This is a genomic window from Methylosinus sp. is20ea, from assembly GCF_059718135.1.
Window position 1 is genome coordinate 55,915 of record NZ_AP046090.1, and the last position, 22,406, is coordinate 78,320.

Here is a 22,406-nt window from a genome sequence, read left to right on the forward strand (position 1 = left end):
AGCAGCGGATTCATTATAATTCGGGATCCTGAAGGCTAGCATCGAAAGACGAGCCTCGAACGACCTCGGCGCTCGCTCTGTTTCGTCGACCGGCGGCGTCATGGCGCCGGCCGACTCTTCGCGCCGATAACGACAGTCGCCGTGCGTCCCGCGATCATGGCCACGTCGCCGGTCGCCGGATCGAGCGCGATGCGCACCGGTATGCGCTGCGCGAGCCGCACCCAGCTGAATGTCGGATTGACATTCGGCAGCATCGTCGTCCCGGCGCTGCGCTCACGATCTTCTATGCCACCCGCTATTCCTTCGACACGCCCGAAAATCGTCTTTGTCTCGCCCATCAGATGGATCTCGGCGCGGTCGCCGACATGAATCATCGGCAGCTTCGTCTCCTCGAAATAGCCGTCGACATGCAGGCTCTCGGCGTCGATCAGCGCCGCGACGCCCTTGCCGGCCGTCACATAGACTCCGGGCCTCAGGTCGAAATTCGTCAATGGCCCACTGACGGAAGCGCGCACCTCCGATCGATCGAGGTTCAATCGGGCGAGATCGCGGTCGGCCGCCGCCTGCCGCAACGCCGCTTGGGCCTGGGCCTGCGCGGAGACCGCCGCGTCGAGCTGCTGCTTGGAAACCGCGATCGTCTTCGTCGCCTCGAGAGCTCGATAGCGCGCGAGATCCTTCGTCGCGGCGTCGAGCGCGGCCGCGCGTCCTTCGAGAATCGCCTCGGCCTGCCGCAAGGCGAGCACGAAGCGCTCCCGATCGATGCGGAACAGCGCCTCGCCCTTGCGTACGAATTGATCGTCGTGAACGAGCACCTCACTGACGAGCCCAGACACATCGGCGGCGACGGCGACGACATCGGCGCGCACGCGCCCGTCCCTGGTCCAGGGCTCCGCTTCGTAATGTTCCCAAAGGCGCCAGACGATGAAGGCCGCCGCGATGGCGAGCACCGACGTCGTCGCGATGCGAAGGAGGGTGAGCAGCTTCGTTTTCACAGCCGTTCCGTGGACAAGAGAAGCACGCAAGCGCCGAGCAGACAGAGGAACATGGCGAAATTGAACAATGCCGGGTGCCAGACGAAGCGGTAGAAGCCGATGGTTTCGAGCGCTCGCTTGGTCACGATCTCCAGAACGAAAGCGACGAGCGCGTACGAGAGATTGCAGTCCGGAAATATCGCTGGCGATGCGCGATTGAATCTCCCCCGCGCGTGTCGCCGTGAAGAAGCCGAGAGACAATGATTGAAGGTGCGAATAGACCCTCACCCGCAGATCGTGCATGATCGCCTGCCCGATCCTGACGGACAGAATCACCTGCGCAGTGGTCAGACAGGTCGATAGGACCGCGATGAGCAGCAGGGCGACAACCAGCGTGACGAGCTGATGCAGATCGGAACGGGGCAGAGCCTCGTCGATGATCGAGCGGAGGAGAAAAGGGGACGACATGCCCGCGCCCGCGCCGAGGAGCATCAAAAGAACGACAATGGCGATCTTGGCGCGGTAAGGCGTGAACAGTCCCAGAACGCGACGCAGAGACACATGCGTTGCAGCGACTTTCTCGTAGACGAGAGACTCGTTCTCAGGCCTGTCCGTTGCAGGTGAAGCGGTCATTCTATCGTCCTGTTTATTCGATCGGCGTCGTGGCGGCGCCTTCATGCGGCAGGCGCGTCGCCGCCGATACGATCGCGCGCTCGGGGAGCGGTAGAGCGATCTCGAAGATCGCGCCGCCGGCCGAGGATGCTCTGTATTCCGCGCGGCCGTGATGTGCCTCCGCTATGGCGCGCACCACGGAGAGGCCGAGGCCCGCGCCGCCGTGGCGCCGCGAGCGCGAGGCTTCCGCCCGGCTGAATGTGTCAAACGCATAAGGCGCGAAGTCGGGACTGAGGCCCGGCCCTTGGTCCTCGACGGCGATCACGAGCCTCTCCTGCTCTGCTCTCGTCGAAACGCGCAAAAGCCCCGGCGTCGCGTAGCGTTTTGCATTCTCGAGAAGGGCGAGCAGCGCCTGCCGCAATCGTACCCCGTCGCAGGCCAGGACGATTCGGCGGGTGTCGAGCTCGATCGCGAAGCCGGCGTCGACGAGAGCGGGCCGCATGGCGTCGACGGCCTGCCCAATCTCCTGCTCGAGATCGGTCGGCTCGAAGCGCATCTCCAGCCGGCGACTCTCCGACAAGGTGACGATGCGTAAATCGTCGACGAGGCGCGACAAGCCTTCCACTTGCGACAGGAGATTCCGAAACAATTCGTCGCTCGGCTCGAACACGCCGTCGGCGCAAGGCGCGCTGGTGACGGCCGGTCAGGCCGACACACTCACCACGATCCGCACGCTCGATCCGATCTATGTCGACCTCACCCGATCGAGCGTCGCCTTGCTCGATCTGCGACGGGCCATCGACGAGGGCCGCGTCAAATTGTCGGGGCGCGTAGTCGAGGTGAGGCTGAGGCTCGAGAATGGCTGGGTCTATCCGATGACGGGTCGGCTCGAATTCACAGAGGCCAAGGTCAGTCAGACGACCGGAACCGTGACAATGCGCGCGACCTTCCGCAATCCGTCGCGCCTGCTGTTGCCGGGAATGTATGTCCGCGCGATCGTCGAGGAAGGCGTCGCGCCCGGCGGCTTCCTCCTCCCTCAGCGCGCCGTCGCCCGCAACGTCAAGGGCGAGGCGACCGCGCTGGCGCTCGACAAGGACGACAAGATCGAGGAGCGCGTGCTCACGATCGGCAAGGCCCTAGGTAATAATTGGCTGGTCACCGCGGGAGTCGGCGATGGCGACCGTGTGATCGTCGAAGGCCGACAGCTCGTGCGCGCCGGGCAGCAGGCCAGAGGCGTCGAGGTCGTGATCGACGACGCCACCGGCGAGCTGCGCGAGCGCGAGCCGACGACGGCCAAAGTCCAGGCGAAAGGCTGACGCGCGTGATTTCGGCATTTTTCATCGACCGTCCGATCTTCGCCTCGGTGATTGCCATCGTCGTCATGCTCGGCGGCCTGCTGGCGCTGGCCGGCCTGCCGGTTTCGCAATATCCGGAGATCGCGCCGCCGACGATCCAGATCACCGCCAACTATCCTGGAGCCGATGCGCGGACGGTCGAGAATTCGGTCACCAAGATCATCGAGCAAGGCATGACCGGCCTCGACCATCTCGACTATATGACCTCGACGTCGACATCGACCGGTCAGGCCGACATCACCCTCACCTTCACCAACGCCGCCAATCCGGACGTGGCGCAGATGCAGGTGCAGAACAAGCTGCAGCTCGTCACTGCGCTGCTGCCGACCATGGTCCAGTCCAATGGGCTTGCGGTCACCAAATCGTCGAGCGCCTTTTTGATGGTCGTCGGCTTCGTCTCGACCGACGGCAAGATGACCGACACCGATCTGTCGGATTACGTCAAGAGCGCGCTCAACGACACGCTGAAGCGGGTCGAAGGCGTCGGCGCCACGCAGCTCTTCGGCTCCGGCTATGCGATGCGCATATGGCTCGATCCGGACAAGCTCGCCGAATATGCGCTGATCCCGAGCGACGTCGCGAGCGCGATTCAAGCGCAGAACGCGCAAGTGTCGGCAGGACAGCTCGGCGGTCTGCCGGCGCGCAGAGGGCAGCAGCTCAACGCCACCGTCACGGCGCAGAGCCGCCTGCAGACGCCGAAGCAATTCCGCGAGGTCATTCTCAAGAGCGCGGCCGACGGCTCGCTGGTTCGCATCGGCGATATCGCGACCGTCGAGCTTGGCGCCGAGGACTACGTCAGCGCATCGACCTACAATGGCGCGCCGGCGACCGGCCTCGCCGTCAATCTGGCGACGGGCGCGAATGCGGTCCGCACGGCCACGACGGTCAAGGCGGCGATCGATCGGCTCGCGCCGACGTTTCCGGAAGGAATGAAAGTCGTCTATCCTTACGATACGACGCCTTTCGTCAAAATCTCGATCGAGCAGGTGACCCACACGCTGATCGAAGCGATCGTCCTCGTCTTTCTCGTCATGCTGGCCTTTCTGCACAATATCCGCGCCACGCTCATTCCGACGCTCGCCGTGCCGGTGGTGCTGCTCGGAACCTTCGGCGTCCTGGCGGTCGCCGGATATTCGATCAACACGCTCACCATGTTCGCCATGGTGCTGGCGATCGGACTTTTGGTCGACGACGCCATCGTCGTGGTCGAGAATGTCGAGCGCATCATGCGCGAGGAAGGGCTGTCGCCACGCGAGGCCACTGTCAAATCCATGACGGAGATCACCGGCGCGCTCATCGGCATCACGACGGTCTTGTCCGCGGTCTTCGTGCCGATGGCGTTCTTCGGCGGTTCGGTCGGCGTCATCTACCGTCAGTTCTCGGTCACCATCGTTTCGGCCATGGCGCTGTCGGTCGGCGTCGCGCTGATCCTGACGCCAGCGCTCTGCGCGACGCTTCTGCGTCCGCCGCAGCCGGGCGCGGAAAAGGCCGGCTTGTTCCGCTGGTTCGATCGCGAGATGGAACGCGGCGCCGACGCTTATCGAAATGGCGCGCACGCCGTTCTGCGGCGCCCGAGGCGCGGCTTCGCGGCTCTGGCCGTGATGACGATCGCGGCCGCAGCGCTGTTCACGCGCCTGCCGAGCTCGTTTCTGCCACAGGAGGATCAGGGCTATCTGATGGTCAGCGTGCAGCTGCCCGTCGGCGCGACCAGCGACCGCACGGAACGCGCCCTCGATCAGGTGACGCGCTATTTCCTCGACCGAGAGAGCGAGGCCGTCGACGGCGTCATGACGGTGAGAGGCTTCGCCTTCAGCGGCCTCGGTCAGAATGTCGGCATGGCCTTCGTCGGCCTGCGCGACTTCGCGGAGCGCAGGGCGTCCGATCTGTCCGCGGCCGCGGTGACGGCGCGAGCGACGGCGGCGCTCGCCGGCATTCGCGACGCGCAGGTCTTCGTGCTGGCGCCGCCCGCGATCGAGGGATTGGGCACGAGCAGCGGCTTCGATTTCTATCTCGAGGATCTGACCGGCGCCGGCCACGAGAAGCTCTTGGCCGCGCGCGACCATTTGCTCGCCGCCGCAGCGCGAAGCAGGCTCTTGAACGGCATGCGCCCGAACGGCCAGGACGACACGCCGCAATTTGCGGTCGACGTCGACCAGGAAAAAGCGAGCGCCCTCGGGATCGGTCTTTCCGACGTCAACGCCACGCTGTCCACAGCCTGGGGCGGCGCCTATGTGAACGACTTCATCGATCGTGGCCGCGTAAAGAAAGTCTATCTGCAATCGGCGGCCGATTTCCGAATGCAGCCGGACGATCTCGACCGCTGGCATGTCCGTGGCGCTTCGGGCGAGATGGCGCCCTTCTCCGCCTTTGCGTCCGGCCGCTGGGCGTTCGGCTCGCCGCGCCTCGAACGTTACAACGGATCGCCTGCCGTCCAGATCCAGGGCGAGGCCGCAATCGGCGCCAGCTCCGGCGACGCCATGACGGAGATCGACCGTCTCGTCGCCGGCCTGCCGCCCGGATTCGCCCATGAGTGGGCCAGTCTGTCGCGGCAGGAGCGGCTTTCGGGCAATCAGGCCACGGCGCTCTATGCGATCTCCGTCCTCGTCGTCTTCCTGTGCCTCGCCGCGCTCTACGAAAGTTGGACGGTCCCACTCGCCGTCATGCTGTGCGTGCCGATCGGCGTGCTCGGCGCGCTCGTCGCGGCGCTGTCGTTCGGCGAGGCCAATGACGTCTATTTCAAGGTCGGCCTGCTGACGACGATCGGACTCGTCGCCAAGAACGCCATTTTGATCGTCGAATTCGCTATCGACCATCAAAGGGCGGGCATGGCGTTGATCGAGGCGACGTTGCTCGCGGCGCGCCAGCGGCTGCGCCCGATCGTCATGACGTCCTTCGCCTTCATCCTCGGCGTCGCGCCGCTCGCTTTCGCCGGCGGCGCCGGATCGGCCGCGCAAAACTCGATCGGCGTCGGCGTCATGGGCGGCATGATCGCCGCGACGGCGCTCGCCATCGTCTTCGTTCCTCTGCTGTTCGTCACCGTGCGCCAGATCTTCGAGGGCGGGCCCGGGCAAACGCGCCGATGAATGCGATGGAAACGAGCGAGAGAGGGCCGGGTGGACCGGTAGCCTCGTCGAAGAGGACGAGACCATGGCCTGGACAAATTTCGAACGGCGTAGCGTGCCATCGTGTTCGGTTGCGATCACGAGATGATCGTGCGGTTGCGGTGCGCGCAAATGTCCAGCGCGGGCCGGCGCAACGCCATCGCCTAATCGAGTCCCGATGTTCGGTGGAAGCGGAAGAAGATCGCCAGGGCTGCGTGCGAGGTGGGCCAGATGTCGATGGTGGCGGTCAGACTGGTTGCCGTTGATCTCATTTCAAAGATTTTTTCGGGAGCAATTATCGTGGAAAGGCGAATAACTCTCGCTGACATAGACCGCCCTGGAGAGGCGCTCGAAGTCGATATCATCACTGCTGACGAGACGTCATTGACGCTGGCTGTGCCGAACACGTCCGTGCAATTTCGATTATTCCGCCATAGCCGCGAAGCTCCCTATCGAGGATCATTGGGCGGGCGAAGCTTTTGCTATGTTCCGCTGGCGGTCGAGGCCGGAAAGAGCCTCGCAAAACGGAGAAAATAGAGCGTCAGGCGCCTGGAAACGTCAGGCGAAATTCGAATCTCCGGATCCTTATGGCAAGGCCAAACTTGATTGCATATAATCATTGCGTATTTTGCGGCTCTGTTGCGAATTTTTATCGCGGGTCGGTTAGGGCTATGATCGCCGGGAGTGGAGCAGGCGGAATAGTGCGATGATCGATTTCAAGGGCAGCCATTTTGAACGGGAAGTGATCCTGTGGGGCGTCCGCTGGTATGTGGCGTATCCGATGAGCTATCGTCAACTCGAGGAAATGATGGAAGAGCGAGGCGTCGAAGTCGACCATTCGACGCTCAACCGCTGGGTCGCCAAGTATGCGCCTTTGCTGGAGGCCGGAGCCGACGGGTTCTGATATAACAACAAAAAGGCCGTGGATGCGACCCACGGCCTCGATTAAATTAACGATCGCGCTCGTTACAAATCGAAGCGGTCGAGATTCATCACCTTGACCCATGCGGCGATGAAGTCCCGCACGAACTTCTCCTTTGCGTCGTCCGAGGCGTAGACTTCCGCGACCGCCCGCAGCTCGGAATTGGAGCCGAAGATCAGATCGACGGCGCTCGCCGTCCATTTGAGCTCGCCGCTCTTGCGGTCGCGTCCCTCATAGACGCCTTCCGTCTCGGCCGACTTTTTCCATTGCGTGGACATGTCGAGCAGATTGACGAAGAAATCGTTGCTCAGCACGCCCGGCCGCGAGGTGAAGACGCCGAGCCGCGAATTCCCCTCATTTGCGCCGAGGGCCCGCATTCCGCCGACGAGAACGGTCATCTCGGGGACGGTGAGGTCCAGCAGGCTCGCGCGATCGACCAATGCCTCGGGCGGCGATTTCTCGGCGCCTTTGTCGCCGCCCTTGGCGAAGTAATTGCGAAAGCCGTCGGCCTTCGGCTCGAGAACCGCGAAGGATCCGACATCCGTCTGCGCCTGTGTCGCGTCGGTTCGCCCCGGCGAGACGGGAACCTCGACCGCGACGCCCGCCTTTTTGGCGGCGTCCTCGATCGCGGCGGAGCCACCGAGCACGATGAGATCGGCGATCGACACGCGCTTGCCGTCGGCGCGGCCCTTGTCGAAGCCGGCCTTCACCTCCTCCAGCGCCTTCAAGACCTTCGCTACCTCGGCGGGGTCATTGACCGCCCAATCCTTTTCTGGCGCGAGGCGAATGCGCGCGCCATTGGCGCCGCCGCGCTTATCTGTGCCGCGAAAGGACGATGCCGAGGCCCATGCCGTGCGGATGAGTTCGGCGTCGGTGAGGCCCGAGGCGAGGATTTTCGACTTCAATCCGGCGATGTCCGTGGCCTCGATCGGCCTGTAATCCGCTTGCGGAACCGGATCCTGCCAGATCAAATCTTCCTTCGGAACCTGCGAGCCGAGATAGCGCGAGCGCGGCCCCATGTCGCGATGGGTGAGCTTGAACCAGGCCTTTGCGAACGCGAGCTTGAACGCATTCGGATCGTCATGGAAGCGCTTGGCGATCCTGCTGTATTCGGAGTCGAATTTCAGCGCGAGATCGGTGGTGAACATCATCAAGGGATGCGCCTTGCCGGACTCATATGCATCGGGGACGATGTCCTCCGCGTCCTTTGGCTTCCACTGCATCGCGCCGGCCGGGCTCTTGGTCTTGACCCACTCATGGCCGAAGAGATTGTCCAAATATTGCGTGGTGAAGGAGACCGGATCGACCGACCATGCGCCTTCCAGCCCGCTGGTGATCGTGTCCGCGCCCTTGCCGGAGCCGCAGCGATTGGCCCAGCCGAGGCCCTGCGTCTCGATTTTCTCCCCCGCCGGCGCCGGGCCGACGCATTTGGCCGGCGATTTCGCGCCATGCGCCTTGCCGAAAGTGTGCCCGCCAGCGATCAGCGCGACCGTCTCCTCGTCGTTCATCGCCATGCGGCCGAAGGCTTCTCTTATATCCTTGGCCGCGGCGAGCGGGTCCGGCACGCCATTGGGCCCCTCGGGATTGACATAGATCAGGCCCATCTGGACAGCGCCCAAGGGCTTTTCGAGCGCGCCGCTCTTGTCGCGATTATTGCCCATGAATTTGGGGGCGCCCCAATAGACGAGATCGGGCTCCCAATCGTCGCTGCGACCACCGCCGAAGCCGAAGGTCGCAAAGCCCATCTTCTCCATGGCGACATTGCCGGTCAGCACCATGAGGTCGCCCCAGGAGAGCTTCTGGCCGTATTTCTTCTTCACCGGCCACAGCAGCCGACGAGCCTTGTCGAGATTGGCATTGTCCGGCCAGCTGTTGAGCGGCTCGAAGCGCTGCTGCGCGCCGCTCGCGCCGCCGCGGCCGTCTTGAATGCGATAGGTTCCGGCGCCATGCCAGGCCATGCGGATGAAGAAGGGGCCGTAATTGCCGTAGTCGGCTGGCCACCAATCCTGCGAGGTCGTCAATACGGCCGCGATGTCCTTTTTGACGGCGGCGAGATCGAGCGTCTGAAACGCCTTCGCATAGTCGAAATCCTTGCCGAGCGGGTTCGATTCCGCCGTATTGCGGCGCAGCGGCGAGAGATCGAGCTGGTCCGGCCACCAGAATTGATTGGGATGCGGCGCGCCCTCGGCCGATGCGGCGAGCGTCGCGCCGACAACGATCGCCATCGCCGCGGCGCTGGTCCGCAGAAAGCGCCGCAAGCCCGCTCGCGAGCGTGGCTTCATAGCGCTCGCCATCTTTTTTTCTGTTGTATTCGGCATTGCATTCCTCCTCGTCGCGCCCCCGCCAAGCTTGCTATAAGGCACGAAATCGATTAGGTGAAATTCGAATTTATTCGTTATCGATCAGGAAAACTGATGATCACGACCAAGCAGCTCCGTTACTTCGACGCCCTCGCCCGCACCGAGCATTTCGGCAAGGCGGCCGATCTCTGCGCCGTGACGCAGCCGGCGCTCTCAATGCAGATCAAGGAGCTGGAGGCCGAACTCGGCACGCAACTGGTCGAGCGGTGCGGGAAATTGTTCATTTTGACCGCCGCCGGCTGCGAGATCGCCAAGGTCGCCCGCCGCATCCTCGCGGATATTTCGGAGCTGGAGACGATGGCGGATCAGAATTTCTGTCCGCTTCGCCTCGGGGTCATCCCGACCGTCGCGCCCTATATTCTGCCGACCTTGTTCGACGCGATCGGCGGCGGCGGCGCGGCCGCTCTGCGGCCCCTGCACCTTCGCGAGGCGCAGACGGCGACATTGACGAAAGAGCTGGAGGATGGGCTTCTCGATCTTGTCATGTTGGCGACGCCCGTCGATCCGGAGCTCGAATCGATGCCGCTCTTCGAGGACCGATTCTGTCTCGCCGCTCCACCCGGCGGATTGCCGGAGGACGCCGGCGCCGTCAGCGCGGAGACGCTGAAGGCGCAGCGATTGCTGCTCCTCGAGGACGGCCATTGCCTGCGCGAACAGGCGCTCAGTTATTGCGAGAGCCGCAATGTGCTGAACATCGACACTTTCGGTATGACCAATCTGACGACGCTCGTTCAGATGGTCTCGGCGGGCATGGGTTGCACGCTGCTCCCCGAGATGAGTCTGTCGATCGAGACGGCGCGGGGCGGCGTCCGCGTGCTGCGCATCGAGCCGCCGGAGCCGCGCCGGACCATCGGCCTCGTCTGGCGCAAATCATCGCGCCGCGGCGACGAGTTTCGCGCCTTCGGCCGGCTGATCGTGGCGTCGCGACAAAAATCCGCGAGCGCCTCCGTCCTGACATAGGCCGCGAACGAAGAGAGATCACGATGGCTGGTTGCGGTGCAAATTGAGGAATGAGCACGCGATCAGGTTCGGCATTTTGCCGGGGATCGTTCCGCCTCGCGACACCTCACATAGAGAGCATGATGGATGCGATCGAGCGTTCCGTCGTATGTCCAAAGATCGAAATAGCCATTTTCCTCCTTCAGCCTGCAAACACTCAATCTCGTGCGGAGTGGAGAAGCAATGGGCGCGTTGGCGAATGTTGGTCTTTCTGTCGTGCTGTGCCTTCTCGCTGTGTGGTTCGGGCATGTTGCAGCCGCTTTTCTCAACGAGTTGAAAGGAGCGTGATAGATGAAGATTCCACGCGACGCCGTGCTCCTCAGGATATTCGTTGGCGAGGACGCCAAATTCGATCATCGTCCGCTTTATGAAGCAATGTGTCGATTTCCGTCGAGGCCGATCGCCAGAAGCTCGCCGAATTCCTCGCCGCGCCGCGCGTCGACGACTATGTGATCTGGCGCGCTTTCGAGCTTACGAGCGGCGAAGACTTGATCCGACGAGTCCAAACCGCTTTCGCCGGCATCGAACTCGAGCACAGCATCAGGAAGGCCGATTTGCTCTCAGCGAATTTCGAGCGGCAGGGACAAACTGGGCTGTGTCGCAAATTTTGTCTACGGAGGCGACGCGGGCGTGTGAGAGTGATGCGGCTCACGCCGCGAGGGCATAGAACTGCTGCGCTGGACACAATTTGCCACCGGTCTGCACCTGGTCCTTTCGTATTATATGCATGAGCTCGATCCCCGAGAGTGTCGCAGTAGCCGAGCGAAATGATTTGAACCCCAACATCGGCCGCGTCACTCGCTTCACCGCTCGACGGTCCTGTTCGACAATATTATTGAGATATTTGATGCGGCGGATTTCGATCTCCACGTCATGCTCCGCATTGTAGCTTTCGATCGCTGCAGTGTTGGCGCCGCTTTTGTCGATCGTGATCTTCTCCGGTGCGCCATGCCGTCCGATCGCCTTGCGCAAAAAGCGCAGCGCGGCTTTGCAATCCCGCTTTGCGGTCAGCAAGAAATCCACCGTCACGCCTGCCGGTTCTGTCGCAAATTTCAAGTAAATGCTTTTTCCAAGGCCGATTCGCACATTATTGGCGGACTTAACCGATTGATTCGACAGGAGTCGGATATCAGAGCGTTGTTAGTATATTAAAGTATAAATCAATTTTGCGACAGAACCCAGGCAGGTCCATCCCCGCGTAGGCGGGGGAGCCTGTTTGCGGGAGACCTCTCTCGGTAACCGGAACAGGATCGCCGGCGAAGGCGGGGACAGCGAACGCCAGCAAGAGAGCGACGGCGAGCCTCGTCACGTTTCGACGTGGCGTGTCACCGCGATAGGTCGGATGAAATATGACTGTAGACATGGGACCTCCTCGTGTCGGAAGACGTCCCGAACCGAACATGGAGGTGCGCGTATCTCTATCGAAACTTCCCGATCACGGGGCGGTCTTGCAATGCACAGGGAATTCGGGCGAAATTCTCCGGCGACCGGTGGCGCGTGACGATCGTAGCGCCGCGCGATTGCAGACGGGGCCGGCGCGCCCCGCGCAGAGGCCCGCGGTTGAACGAACGCGCCGGCGGTTTCCGAGTGTTTTTCGTCATTTTCGAAAACGGGATTTTCATGACCGACGCGACAGAGCGCCAAGCAGCCGACCAACCGCGACCCACGATCGACGGGGAGGCGCAAAAGCGCTCTCACGCCCGAGGTTCGCGCTCTCCTCGATGAATTGATCTACGCCTTCCCGGCGTGCTTCAAGCCGCATGGCGCGAAAGACCAGCCGCCCCTCGCCATCGGCGTGGAAGCGGACATTCTCCTCTGCCGGCCTCACCTCGATCCCGACCGGCTGAGCCGGGCGTTGCAGGTCTACACCACGGGTCCGGAGTATTTTCGTAGCGTGATTGCCGGATTGCCGCGCGTCGATCTCGACGGCGTCGTGCGAGCCGCGATCACATCCGACGAGCTCCAGAGGGCCGAGCGGCTCCTTCTCGAGTTCGAGAGCAGAGCGCGATCCCGCAAAATCCCGGCGAGCGAAGGTCATGCCGCGCTCGCCGAGCTGGTGATGAGCTTTCCCGCCTGCTTCAAGCCGCGCGACGTCCGTGGCCGGCCGGCGGTCGCGATTGGCATTCACGGCGATATCCTCGAGCGCCGCCCCGACCTCGATCTGGCGAGGGTGCGAAAGGCTCTTTGGGTCTACGTGACGGGCCTCGATTATCTGCGCGGGATGATTCCTGGAGCTCCACGCTTCGATCTGGACGGCTCGGTGACGCAATTCGTCACCGAGCAGGAAGCAACGAACGCCAAGCGTCGCCTCCCTTTTCTGCGTGACCGGATCAAGGCTGCACGGGTTGCTGCGGAGGAAAAGGCGCAACGCGAGAATGTCGGTTCGCTCCCTGCGACGCCTGCGAAACCGAAACCGGCCGTCATCGGCCTTGCCGCTCGACCGAAGTCCGCGTCGGACCCCGCCTCGGTGTCTGGCGCTGACCATTCTCGTCCCATGCCAATTCGAAGGGGCGGCTCGGGACCCCGTTAGGAGAATAGTCAGTGGGGAAGGGCCGAACCGGAGGGAACACAGGGATAGGAGCGCCGTGGTTGGGGACGATGCGATCACGTACCCCCCCCGCTCCTGGGAGGTTCGCATAAGCGCAAAGCCGGATCTGACGTCGGAGCTCGAGCAAGCCGCCTGCGTAGTCGCTGGGGAGATCATGCCTACGGGCCACCGGAGCCTCGGGCGACATCCGATCTCTTTCCGCTCGATCCGGTCAAATCGTCGGCAATCCGAGACGGACATCTCGACCTGCTCTCGCCAGGGTTCGGATCGATGGACTCGACTCGGAACGAGCGCGGTTCTATCAATGCGATTATCGAAATTGGCGGAAATCGTCGCAACCGAACGGTCATAATACTTCATCCCGAGACGTATCTCTCGTGGTCGTCGACGATCGCCATTTCGGTCGAAGGAATCGCGGATGAAAAGATTGCGGTGGCCGAGATGAGCACTCCGATTCCTCGTCTGTCCGATAAGGCGACCGAGCAGGCTGTCGCGGCCCTCGACAGGGGGGACGCACGCGATGCGCTCGACAAGCTCACAAAGGCGATCACGTTCGACGCCTGCAACGCTTACGCATACGCGACGCGCGGCTTCCTCCACTTCGACCTCGGCGATCGTGATCGCGCGATCGCCGATCTGACCAGCGCCATCGAGGCGGCGCCCGAAAACGCTGCTTGGTATGCCCGTCGAGCCACTCTCTATCGGCGCATGAATGATCTGCCTCGCGCCATAGCCGACCTCGACAAGGTGTTGGAAATCGACCCCGACGACAAGGCGGCGGTTCTCGAACGCGGGACGTTGCTGCGCTGGCTGAACAAGCGCGACGCCGCCATCGCCGATTTCACGAGGGCGCTCACGCTCGACCCCGGTTCCGACGAAGCCTATTATCTGCGTGGGCGCATCTGGCTCCAAAAGGCGCGATATGCCAACGCCATAGCCGATTTCACCGAGTGTCTTCGAATCGCCCCGACGCGTGTCGACGCTTATGTCGCGCGCGGCGAGACCTTTGTGAGCCATGCGGATCGACCGAACAACAAGCCGGCGAAAACGCTCCTTTATTCGAACAGCGCCATTGTCGACCTCGATCGCGCCATCTCGCTCGCCCCGAAGAATTCCGACGCCTACAGGTGGCGCGCCTGCGCTCATCGCTCAGTCGGACGCTTCGACGTATCCATCGCCGATTTTACCAAGTCGCTGAGTCTATGCTCCGAAGCGGAGAGCCCTTTCTCTACGTCGATCGCGCCGAGACCTATTACGCCAGATGGATGCAATCGCGAAGAGATGAGGACTTCGACCTCGCCATCGCCGATTTGAGCGTCGCAGTCGCGCGCGATCACGATTGCGGTTATTGGCACGATCTGCTCGTCGGATATCATCTGGATCGGGGATGCGTGCGTTACGCAGTCTCGCAATATCAGGCAGCGATCGCCGATTTCAGCAAAGCGATCGAGCTCGGCGGGAAAGCCGATCCCCATTTGGTGGCCCAAAGCTTCTTGCGGCGGGGCGGCGCTCATTTATTGGCGGGTCTCCTTGACCTTGCCATTGCCGACTTCACGGACGCACTCGCGCGCGAACCCGGCGAAGTGGAGGCCAGTCGCCACCGCGGCCGGGCATGGCGCGCCAAAGGCGATCACATCAGAGCCATTGCCGATTTCACGGCGGTCATCGAGCAGCGTCCTGCCGATCTCGACGCCTATCGTTTGCGGGCTCTGGCCTGGTGGGCGATCGGAGAGCGCGCCGCGGCCGCCCTAGACCTGGCCGAAGGCATCAATGTTGCGGATCGAGCACCTTTCGAGACGGATCGAAAGAGACGCGACATCGCCCAGGCCCATGTGCTCATGTTTGCGGGGAGGACGGACGAGGCGCGGCAACTCTATTTGAAGTGCCGCGGCAAACTGGGCAGCGAGGATATCGGAAGTCTCGTCTTCTTGGCGCCGACGTGGGAGCAGACAATTCGCGAGGAGTTCAATGAATTCTGTGAGGTGGGGATCCATCATCCTTTGATGGATGAAATCGCCGCCATTTTCCTCGATCCAGCGAGCTGACCCAGTTCAGGGACGCAGAGGAGGATGCTCTGGTGATCGTCGCGAACGGAGGCAAATGGACGAGGGAGGCCTCGCATTGCGCCAATCGCTCGCGCTCTGCCGCGCGTCCTCGTCGTCTGGGCTCTTCGGCTCAGGAAGTTCCGAGCTGTTTTGCGGTCAACAGGTCTTTCATTAACTCGAACCGAGCCTCCCATCGCTCATTCTCGCGGGCGTCCTCGAAAAACTCGCAATCTTCGCCTTCAATTTCGATCACAGCGCGCTCTGCGTGCTCACGCTCGATGCGCGTCAAATGGTCGTGCAACACACGCGGATCGAAGGTTCGTCTCACCTCTGAGACGAAAAGAGGAAGCGCTCTCGCGAAATCTGGATAGCGCACAGCGGCCTCCATGAAGGCCATGAGCTTTTCTCCGACAAGATAGTCGAAGGATGCTTTCAATCCGAACTTCGTAGAGATACCGCGAGCAGCTTCACACTGCTCGATCCAAATGTCTTGGGGGCGATGGTTCGACGAGTGCATTGCGCGTTCCTTTTGAACGAGGAGAACACTCGCTCAACGCAGATTGTTAGGCGAAATCAGTTCGAGTGCAAGACAGCCTCGGACACGACGTCATTTTCTAATCTTTGACGGACTATGGCGTCGAACGCGTCGATCGTATGCTGTGAGCCCGCGCGCACAACGCGCGCCGCGACGGAACAATCGAGTCGTCGGCGTCTCAGTCGAGGGCCATGCGGCGAGTGCTATTCGGCGCGCAATTTTGGAAGCAGATTGAAAGCCGACGGCGACTTGGCTGGCGTACTTTCGATTGGACCAGCATTCGCTTCGGAACCGTTCCGCGATGGCCCTGCGACGCCTGAGACGCATTCGGCCCAATCGGCGACGGCTTCGACTCCATGTTCGGCGCGAATAGGGGCGAACTCCTGCGCGGCGGGAAGGTAACCGCCATCGCAGAGCTCGCCAAGAGTGCGCGTAGCGCTTCGGAAATTATAGCTGGAGAGCTTCAGCGCTAGACCAAGGACCAGGCGCCAGTTCCGTTCGCCATGATCAGGCAAACGGTCTGCCAGAACCTGTGACCGTTCAATATGGCCTTATGCTCGCATGGATCGAACGGCCGCCGTCGAGGGCGCCGTCGGCCCATTGCTCAGCGGAGTGCTTCACGAGACAAGGCACCGCTGACCGACGCCGATCGGCCGCCAGGGTCCTCATCCCAGCTTAATCTGAGCCATGACAACGGCAATGAAGCGGTTCACGAACGGCGAGGTCGCGCCACAATCGGAATTCACGCGGCTCTGTTCGTTACGCTGCCAGAGCCGGCGGCGCCTCGACCGGGGGCGACGCCGTCGGCTATGCCGGCAGGATCACCACTTTCGTCTTGATCGGCGTTCGTGAATAGAGGTCGATCATGTCCTGACTGAGGAGGCCGGTGCAGCCGCTCGTAACGCCGGTCCCGATCGTCTCGGGGTCGCTGGTGCTGTAGATCGTGTAGACCGTGTAGATGCCGTTCTTATAGAGATAGAGCGCGCGGGCGCCGAGCGGATTGTCCAGACCTCCCGGCATACCGCCGGCATATTTGCGCGCCTCTGGCTGGCGCAGGATCATCTCCTTGGGCGGCGTCCAGATAGGCCATTCGGCCTTTCGCCCAACATAGGTTTCTCCGCTCCACAGGAAGCCGGCGCGGCCGACATTGGCGCCATAGCGGGTGGCGTTTCCGTCGCCTTCGATTCGGTAGACAAAATAGTTGCCGGGATCGACGATAATCGTGCCGGGCGCTTCCTTGGTGTCGTAGCGCACCGTCTGGCGATAATATTTCGAATCGACCTTGCGGAGATCGACTGCCTGGATCGGGAACTTCTCATTGGACAGCGGCCCGTACATTTTCGCTATCTCGGCGGGGATCACGCGGTCGGAGGTCGCGCAACCGGCGAGCCCCAGCGCGCCGAGACCGGCGGCGGAGCCGAACAGAAACGACCGGCGGTCGAGGCGTCCCGACCCGAGCCCGAGCCCGAGCCGAGCTCCCTCATTTCTTTCGCCGGCGTCGGCAATCCCATCATCCATGATCATGATTTCGGATTTTCCCATGTCCTGTCATCGGCCAGAGAATACTCCGGCGTAAACCGCTGAACCTCTTCGCTGAGCTGAAATTGCCGTCACACGGCTCGATTGGCAAGCTAGGGCTTCACTACGGTGCTCGCCTTACGCCAAAGTCGGCAACGTCCACGCGGTCTCGTAGTCAGCAGACGTTCGGCGAGGTGGAGATGGGTCATAGTTTCCGGTTCGCCTTCCCGAACGGGGAGGTTGCGCCATAATCGGCCATTCGGCGCGGACGACAGGAGGGTCCGCTTCCCCTGGATTTCTCGGACGTTCGCGCCGTCGGCAGGCCGCAAAAGCCGAGCGGCAGGCAGGCGATAGAAGGCCATGTCGCGACGATGCTGAACACGATCACCTCGAGAGATCGAATGAAATGGTCACGCTGCCGCTAAAATGTCCGCCGGGCAGCGGCGGCGGATGCGAGGCGGCCAGCATCTGATGCACGGCGGCGTCGATCGCGCCATTGCCGGAAGAGCGCGTGATGGCGTGGCCGGCGACGGCGCCCGACAGCCCGATCGAGAAGACGACGGCGACCGAGCCGGTCGCGCCTTTCGAAAAGTCGGGCGGTCTGCGATCTCATTCAGAGTGTAGCTCGGGTACGATCTGATGCGCGGCCACGACGGAAACCTTTTCCAGGACACCGCCGAGCGCGGGATTTCGAAGAGCGGAAAAAACCTCCTCGCGAAGGTTTCGATGCGAATTGAAGCCCTCGACGACAGAGATCCATCATTGTCCGGTCGGCTTCTCCCGCCTCGTCTTTTGAGTTCGCTCGAGGACCGGCGCGGGCACAACGGCCGGAATCCGGCGGCCAGTAGGAGGGAGTAAATGGCGGACCGTCATTTCTGAATAGGATCACGATAGCGGAGAGCCTCGGTCAAGATTCTGAAGGCCGGCGAGACTTGACGGCGGCTTGGATAGTAGAGGTGATAGCCGGGAAAGGGTGGACACCAGTCTTCGAGCACGCGCAGGAGCCGACCCTCGGCGATCAGCGAGCCGAATTGATCGTCGGGCAGGCAGACGAGCCCCAAGCCATTCACGGCGGCTTCCAGGAGAATGGGAACGTCATTGCCGGTGAACTGGCCGGCGACGCGCACATTGAGCGGCCGTCCGTCCTTTTCGAACTCCCAGGCGTAGAGTCCGCCGAGCGTTGGAAGCCGCAAATTGATACAAATATGTTGCGTCAGATCGTGAGGGGTTAGCGGCGCCGACCGCGTTCTGAAATATTCGGGAGAACCAGCGACGACCATGCGCAAATCCGGACCGATACGGACCGCGATCATATCCTTCTCGACCTGCTCTCCGAGTCGGACGCCCGCGTCGAATCGTTCGGCGACGATATCGGTGAATTTCTGCTCGACCGAAATCTCGATATTGACGTCGGGATATTCGCTCATCAGCCGCATCGCGGCCGGCAGGAGAATGCCGACCGCCGGCTGACGGCTGGACGTCAGCCGGATCGTGCCGATTGGCTTTTGGCCCAGAGCGCTGACGGCGTTGATCCTCGTCTCGATATCGTCGAAGGCGGGGCGCAGGGTTTCGATCAGCTGCTCGCCGGCTTCGGTCGGCGCGACTCTGCGGGTGGTGCGCGTCAGCAATCGCACCCCCATTCGCTCCTCCATGCGGCGGACAGTATGGCTGAGCGAGGATTGCGATGTGCCCATCCGGGCGGCCGCGCGCGTGAAGCTCTGCTCTTCCGCGACAGCCAAAAACGCCAAGAGATCGCCGAGCTCATCCCGCTTCATTCATGGATTCCTGGTTATCGGCGTTAGATGCATTTCGCTCGCTGTTTTCCGCGATCAGATGTGCCGAGGACATGAGGGTTCTGCTCCGACGCGATTTCGTTTCGCGGGTAGTCGGCATTGGCTGCTCCCCCACTACGGCCTCCCCGCGAAACTTATATATGAATTCAAAATATAAGTGTATGCGGATTTCTCCGTCTAATGCCCGGCGCGGACCAATGGTACCAATATCTCGAGACGTGGCGCCCCGCCGCAAGTCGGCAAGGAGGCCGCCAAAACGACGCTGCGGAAAGGGACTTGTCATGAAGATCGCCGCAGCGGGATCCGTCCCTTCGACGGCCATGAGACATATCGCCATCACGGAAACGCTCGACGGCAGAGCGGTCGAATGGATGGAGCATGTCGTCGATCCGGGCTGACCGCGTTCGGCGGCGGTCTCCACAGCGACGGTGAAACAGCGGAAAGGAGCTTTGTGATGCAAAAGCGCATTTTGGGAAAAAACGGCCTCGAGGTTTCCGCGCTCGGCTTCGGCTGCATGGGGCTGGATTTCAGCTATTCGCACAAGCTCACAAGAGAAGAGGGCGTCGGTCTGATCCGCAAGGCCGTCGATCTCGGCGTGACCCTTTTCGATACGGCCGAGATCTACGGCCCTTTCACCAACGAGGAGATGGTCGGCGAAGCGCTCCGGCCGGTGCGCGACAAAGTCGTGATCGCCTCCAAATTCGGCTTCGATATCGTCGACGGCAAAATGGCCGGGACGAACAGCCGTCCGGAGCACATCAAGGAAGTCGCCGATGCGTCGCTGAAGCGTCTCGGCGTCGACGTCATCGATCTCTTCTATCAGCATCGCGTCGATCCGAAAGTGCCGATAGAGGATGTGGCCGGCGCGGTGAAGGAGCTCATCGCCGCGGGCAAGGTGAAGCATTTCGGCCTGTCGGAGCCGGGCGCGAATACGGTGCGGCGCGCACATGCGGTCCAGCCGGTGACGACTTTGCAGAATGAATATTCGCTCTGGACGCGCGGCCCGGAGACCAATGGCATATTGGAGGTCTGCGAGGAGCTCGGCATAGGTCTCGTGCCCTATAGCCCGCTCGGCAAGGGCTTTCTGACCGGCGCGATGAGCAAGGACACGAAGATCGGCGAGGATGATTTCCGCAAGATCCTGCCCCGCTTCACGCCGGAGGCGATGGAGAAGAACCAGGCGCTCATCGATCTGCTGAAGCGCATCGCGACAGCGAAGAAGGCGACGTCGGCGCAGATCGCGCTCGCCTGGCTGCTGGCGCAGAAGCCGTGGATCGTGCCGATCCCCGGAACCACCAAGCTGCATCGGCTCGAGGAAAATCTCGGAGCCGTGAATGTCGAATTGACGAGCGCCGATCTCGCCGAGATCCGGCAGGCGCTGGCCGAGATCGACATAGAGGGCGAGCGCTATCCTGCTCCGCTGTTGGCGACGACCGGCCTCTAGGAGCAGACCAATGGCGCCGAACGAAAGAGCCCGCGAGAATCACGACGAACTCTTCCCCGGCCTTGTCTCGACGCTCGCCGTGACCGATCCGGAATTGATCGAGACCTTCGATAATTTCGCCTTCGACGAAGTTCTCTCGCATGGCCGTCTCGATGCACGCACACGGCTGATCCTTCAGCTCGGCGCGTTGATCGGCTGCCAGGGGCTCGGCGAGTTTCGCGTCATGCTGGGAGCCGCGCTGAACATAGGCGTGACTCCGGTCGAGGCGAAGGAGGTCGTCTATCACGCCGTGCCCTATGTGGGCATGGGCAAGGCCTTCGATTTCATCCACGCCGTCAATGATGTGTTCGCCGCGCGCGGCGTCGCACTGCCGCTGCCGGGACAGTCGACCACCACGCCGCAGAACCGGATGGAGAAGGGCTATGAGGCGCAGGCCCGCATCATCGGCGAGGAGACCATAAGGCGCATGTATGAGAGCGCCCCGGCCGATCTCATGCACATCCAGCGCTTTCTCTCGGGGAATTGCTTCGGCGACACTTACACGCGCAATGGGCTCGACATTGCGCTGCGCGAGCTTTTGACCTTCAGCATTCTGGCCGCGCAAGGCGGCTGCGATCCGCAGCTGCGGGCGCATGTGGGCGCAAATCGGAATGTGGGCAATGGCCGCGCATTGCTGATCGATGTGGCGACGCAGCTGCTGCCCTTCATCGGCTATCCGCGGACGCTCAATGCGATCGCGGCGATCAACGAGGCGGCTCCGCCAGCGACGGAGCAAAAGGACAATGACTGACGGCTCGCTCGCCATTCTGTGCGTCGGCGCCACGGGCAGCATCGGGAGCCATGTGCTCGCCGTGGCCCTCGAGCAAGGACACAGGGTCCGCGCTCTGGTGCGCGACGCGAGCCGCGCGCGTCTTCCCGCCGGCGTCGAGATCGCGGTAGGCGATCTGACGCGGCCGGAAACGCTCGGGCCGGCGCTCGAGGGCATAGACGCCGTGGTCTTCACACATGGCTCGAATGGCGACCGCGTGGCGAATGAGCGTGTGGACTATGGCGGGGTGCGCAATATTCTCGCTGCGCTCGGCTCGCGGCGGGCTCGCATCGCATTGATGACGTCGATCGGTGTGACCAACCGCGCCGGCTCCTATAATCGCTCGACCGAAGCCCATGATTGGAAGCGTCGGTCGGAGCGTCTGCTGCGCGCCAGCGGCCATCCTTATACGATCGTTCGGGCCGGCTGGTTCGACTACAATGACGCAGACCAGCATCGCCTCGTGCTGCTGCAGGGCGATAGGCGGCAGTCCGGCACGCCAGGCGACAGCGTGGTGTCGCGGCGCCAGATCGCCGAGGTCCTGGTCCACGCGCTGACATCGCCGCAGGCGCTGCGGAAGACCTTCGAGCTCATCGCCGAAAAGGGACCGGCGTCCGCCGATTTCGATGCGCTCTTCGCGCCGCTCGCCGCGGATGCGACCGGCGCGGTCGATGCGGCGCGTGACGCCGGCAATATGCCATTCGCCGCCGAGCCCGATCGGGTGAAGGTGGATTTCGAAGCAATGAGGGCAAGCGCTTCAGCCGCGTCCTGAATCAGGCGCCGCGGCGCGGCGAATGCGTCCCTGCCGTTTAGCGAAGTGAGAGAACCGATGAATCTTATCGATGTCGCGCTGGTCGGAGTCGTCGAAACTTTGGCGGCCGATCTCTGGCAGTATCTGCAAAGCGCCGTGACCGGCATAGCGCCCGCCAATTGGGCGGTGACGGGACGCTGGGTGCAGGGATTTCGCCACGGACGTATTTTCGACCCGGAGGTCGGCAAGCGGCCGGCTATCGCCGGCGAGACCGCGACCGGATGGATCTTCCATTATGTGATCGGCCTCGCCTATGGGCTGCTCTATCTCGGCTATCATCAGCTGACAGGGGCCGCGCCGACGCTGACGAGCAGCCTCGCCTTCGGCATTGTGACGATGGCGGCTCCCTTCTTGTTCATGAAGCCGGCCATGGGCGGCGGGTTCTTCGGCCTGAAGGCGGCAGATCCGCGCCCGGGGCTGTTTTTGACGATCACGACTCATCTCGTGTTCGGGGCCGGGCTCTATGGCGGCGCGCTGCTCACATAGGCTTGCTTCGGCATCTCTCGAGATCGCGGCTGTCGTCCCGCGGCAGTCGCGACATCGCAATTTGCGCAGACCGGCTTTCGCCGGAGCGCGATAATCGA

18 protein-coding genes and 7 pseudogenes are annotated in these 22,406 nt (G+C 62.5%); 14 read left to right on the forward strand and 11 right to left on the reverse strand.

From position 1 onward, the window contains the following. Positions 1 to 98 precede the first annotated feature (98 nt). The 4 genes and pseudogenes from AC6IY7_RS19675 to AC6IY7_RS19690 all read right to left on the reverse strand — a co-directional run bounded on the left by AC6IY7_RS19675 (position 99) and on the right by AC6IY7_RS19690 (position 2,232). On the reverse strand, positions 99 to 992 hold the full coding sequence (locus AC6IY7_RS19675) for an efflux RND transporter periplasmic adaptor subunit (RefSeq protein WP_497783134.1): 894 nt from the start codon (positions 990 to 992) through the stop codon (positions 99 to 101). After that, positions 989 to 1,249, reverse strand: coding sequence for a DUF1656 domain-containing protein (locus AC6IY7_RS19680; RefSeq protein ID WP_497783135.1), 261 nt, complete (start codon positions 1,247 to 1,249; stop codon positions 989 to 991). Before AC6IY7_RS19680 ends, AC6IY7_RS19675 begins: the two co-directional genes overlap by 4 nt. Continuing rightward, a pseudogene (locus AC6IY7_RS19685) lies at positions 1,206 to 1,649 on the reverse strand (ABC transporter transmembrane domain-containing protein); the annotation flags it as partial. The pseudogene AC6IY7_RS19685 and the gene AC6IY7_RS19680, both read right to left, overlap by 44 nt. Next, on the reverse strand, positions 1,618 to 2,232 hold the full coding sequence (locus AC6IY7_RS19690; protein WP_497783094.1) for a sensor histidine kinase: 615 nt from the start codon (positions 2,230 to 2,232) through the stop codon (positions 1,618 to 1,620). The pseudogene AC6IY7_RS19685 and the gene AC6IY7_RS19690, both read right to left, overlap by 32 nt. A gap of 43 nt (positions 2,233 to 2,275) precedes the next feature. Here AC6IY7_RS19690 and AC6IY7_RS19695 point away from each other — a divergent pair, with 43 nt between their 5' ends. The 4 genes and pseudogenes from AC6IY7_RS19695 to AC6IY7_RS19710 all read left to right on the forward strand — a co-directional run. Next, the gene (locus tag AC6IY7_RS19695) at positions 2,276 to 2,899 is read left to right on the forward strand and encodes an efflux RND transporter periplasmic adaptor subunit (protein ID WP_497783095.1); all 624 of its coding nucleotides are present in this window, start codon (positions 2,276 to 2,278) and stop codon (positions 2,897 to 2,899) included. 8 nt (positions 2,900 to 2,907) lie between these two features. Beyond that, positions 2,908 to 6,021, forward strand: coding sequence for an efflux RND transporter permease subunit (locus AC6IY7_RS19700; protein WP_497783136.1), 3,114 nt, complete (start codon positions 2,908 to 2,910; stop codon positions 6,019 to 6,021). Positions 6,022 to 6,270: 249 nt separating this feature from the next. After that, positions 6,271 to 6,576: a hypothetical protein gene (locus tag AC6IY7_RS19705; RefSeq protein ID WP_497783096.1), complete on the forward strand. Its 306-nt coding sequence runs from the start codon at positions 6,271 to 6,273 to the stop codon at positions 6,574 to 6,576. Between the two features lie 169 nt (positions 6,577 to 6,745). Next, positions 6,746 to 6,922 (forward strand): annotated as a pseudogene (locus tag AC6IY7_RS19710) (IS6 family transposase); the annotation flags it as partial. Positions 6,923 to 7,005: 83 nt separating this feature from the next. Here the strand turns inward: AC6IY7_RS19710 and katG are convergent. Further along, entirely contained in the window at positions 7,006 to 9,186 is a 2,181-nt protein-coding gene (gene katG, locus AC6IY7_RS19715; RefSeq protein ID WP_497783137.1) for a catalase/peroxidase HPI, read from the reverse strand. Positions 9,187 to 9,375: 189 nt separating this feature from the next. Between katG and AC6IY7_RS19720 the strand changes: the two genes are divergently transcribed. Then, a complete protein-coding gene (locus AC6IY7_RS19720) occupies positions 9,376 to 10,281 on the forward strand; it encodes a hydrogen peroxide-inducible genes activator (protein WP_497783097.1) in 906 nt (301 codons plus the stop codon). A 77-nt stretch (positions 10,282 to 10,358) separates the two neighbouring features. On the opposite strand, the pseudogene AC6IY7_RS19725 reads toward AC6IY7_RS19720, so the two are convergent. Next, positions 10,359 to 10,454 (reverse strand): annotated as a pseudogene (locus tag AC6IY7_RS19725) (IS5/IS1182 family transposase); the annotation flags it as partial. Between AC6IY7_RS19725 and AC6IY7_RS19730 the strand changes: the two are divergent. Beyond that, a pseudogene (locus AC6IY7_RS19730) lies at positions 10,453 to 10,608 on the forward strand (CrcB family protein); the annotation flags it as partial. The pseudogenes AC6IY7_RS19725 and AC6IY7_RS19730 sit on opposite strands and share 2 nt — an antisense overlap. Before the next feature lie 360 nt (positions 10,609 to 10,968). Here AC6IY7_RS19730 and AC6IY7_RS19735 read toward each other — a convergent pair. Further along, positions 10,969 to 11,391: pseudogene (locus AC6IY7_RS19735) on the reverse strand (IS6 family transposase); the annotation flags it as partial. Between the two features lie 643 nt (positions 11,392 to 12,034). Here AC6IY7_RS19735 and AC6IY7_RS19740 point away from each other — a divergent pair. The 4 genes and pseudogenes from AC6IY7_RS19740 to AC6IY7_RS19755 form a co-directional block, all read left to right on the forward strand. Continuing rightward, positions 12,035 to 12,322: pseudogene (locus AC6IY7_RS19740) on the forward strand (ProQ/FINO family protein); the annotation flags it as partial. A 15-nt stretch (positions 12,323 to 12,337) separates the two neighbouring features. Next, complete coding sequence (locus tag AC6IY7_RS19745) at positions 12,338 to 12,850, forward strand: ProQ/FINO family protein (protein ID WP_497783138.1); 513 nt, start codon at positions 12,338 to 12,340, stop codon at positions 12,848 to 12,850. 288 nt (positions 12,851 to 13,138) lie between these two features. Next, positions 13,139 to 14,182, forward strand: a complete 1,044-nt coding sequence (locus AC6IY7_RS19750; protein ID WP_497783098.1) for a tetratricopeptide repeat protein — start codon at positions 13,139 to 13,141, stop codon at positions 14,180 to 14,182. Beyond that, entirely contained in the window at positions 14,134 to 14,913 is a 780-nt protein-coding gene (locus tag AC6IY7_RS19755) for a tetratricopeptide repeat protein (protein ID WP_497783099.1), read from the forward strand. Before AC6IY7_RS19750 ends, AC6IY7_RS19755 begins: the two co-directional genes overlap by 49 nt. Before the next feature lie 130 nt (positions 14,914 to 15,043). On the opposite strand, the gene AC6IY7_RS19760 is transcribed toward AC6IY7_RS19755, so the two are convergent. The 4 genes and pseudogenes from AC6IY7_RS19760 to AC6IY7_RS19775 form a co-directional block, all read right to left on the reverse strand. Beyond that, the gene (locus AC6IY7_RS19760; RefSeq protein WP_497783100.1) at positions 15,044 to 15,430 is read right to left on the reverse strand and encodes a hypothetical protein; all 387 of its coding nucleotides are present in this window, start codon (positions 15,428 to 15,430) and stop codon (positions 15,044 to 15,046) included. An 825-nt stretch (positions 15,431 to 16,255) separates the two neighbouring features. Next, positions 16,256 to 16,972 carry a L,D-transpeptidase gene (locus AC6IY7_RS19765; RefSeq protein ID WP_497783139.1) on the reverse strand — a complete coding sequence of 239 codons (717 nt, stop codon included), beginning with the start codon at positions 16,970 to 16,972 and terminating at the stop codon, positions 16,256 to 16,258. A 378-nt stretch (positions 16,973 to 17,350) separates the two neighbouring features. After that, positions 17,351 to 17,548, reverse strand: a pseudogene (locus AC6IY7_RS19770) (TonB family protein); the annotation flags it as partial. Between the two features lie 287 nt (positions 17,549 to 17,835). Then, positions 17,836 to 18,741, reverse strand: coding sequence for a LysR family transcriptional regulator (locus AC6IY7_RS19775; RefSeq protein ID WP_497783101.1), 906 nt, complete (start codon positions 18,739 to 18,741; stop codon positions 17,836 to 17,838). A gap of 472 nt (positions 18,742 to 19,213) precedes the next feature. Between AC6IY7_RS19775 and AC6IY7_RS19780 the strand changes: the two genes are divergently transcribed. From AC6IY7_RS19780 to AC6IY7_RS19795, 4 genes are read left to right on the forward strand one after another with little or no spacing between them, the layout of a single operon-like run. Beyond that, positions 19,214 to 20,203 (forward strand): aldo/keto reductase, encoded by a 990-nt coding sequence (locus AC6IY7_RS19780; protein ID WP_497783102.1) that lies wholly within the window; start codon positions 19,214 to 19,216, stop codon positions 20,201 to 20,203. Positions 20,204 to 20,213: 10 nt separating this feature from the next. Then, a complete protein-coding gene (locus tag AC6IY7_RS19785) occupies positions 20,214 to 20,993 on the forward strand; it encodes a carboxymuconolactone decarboxylase family protein (protein WP_497783103.1) in 780 nt (259 codons plus the stop codon). Further along, positions 20,986 to 21,783 carry an SDR family oxidoreductase gene (locus tag AC6IY7_RS19790; RefSeq protein ID WP_497783104.1) on the forward strand — a complete coding sequence of 266 codons (798 nt, stop codon included), beginning with the start codon at positions 20,986 to 20,988 and terminating at the stop codon, positions 21,781 to 21,783. The genes AC6IY7_RS19785 and AC6IY7_RS19790 overlap by 8 nt, the downstream gene beginning before the upstream one ends. Before the next feature lie 57 nt (positions 21,784 to 21,840). Continuing rightward, positions 21,841 to 22,308, forward strand: a complete 468-nt coding sequence (locus tag AC6IY7_RS19795) for a DUF2938 family protein (RefSeq protein ID WP_497783105.1) — start codon at positions 21,841 to 21,843, stop codon at positions 22,306 to 22,308. The last annotated feature ends 98 nt before the right edge of the window (positions 22,309 to 22,406 follow it).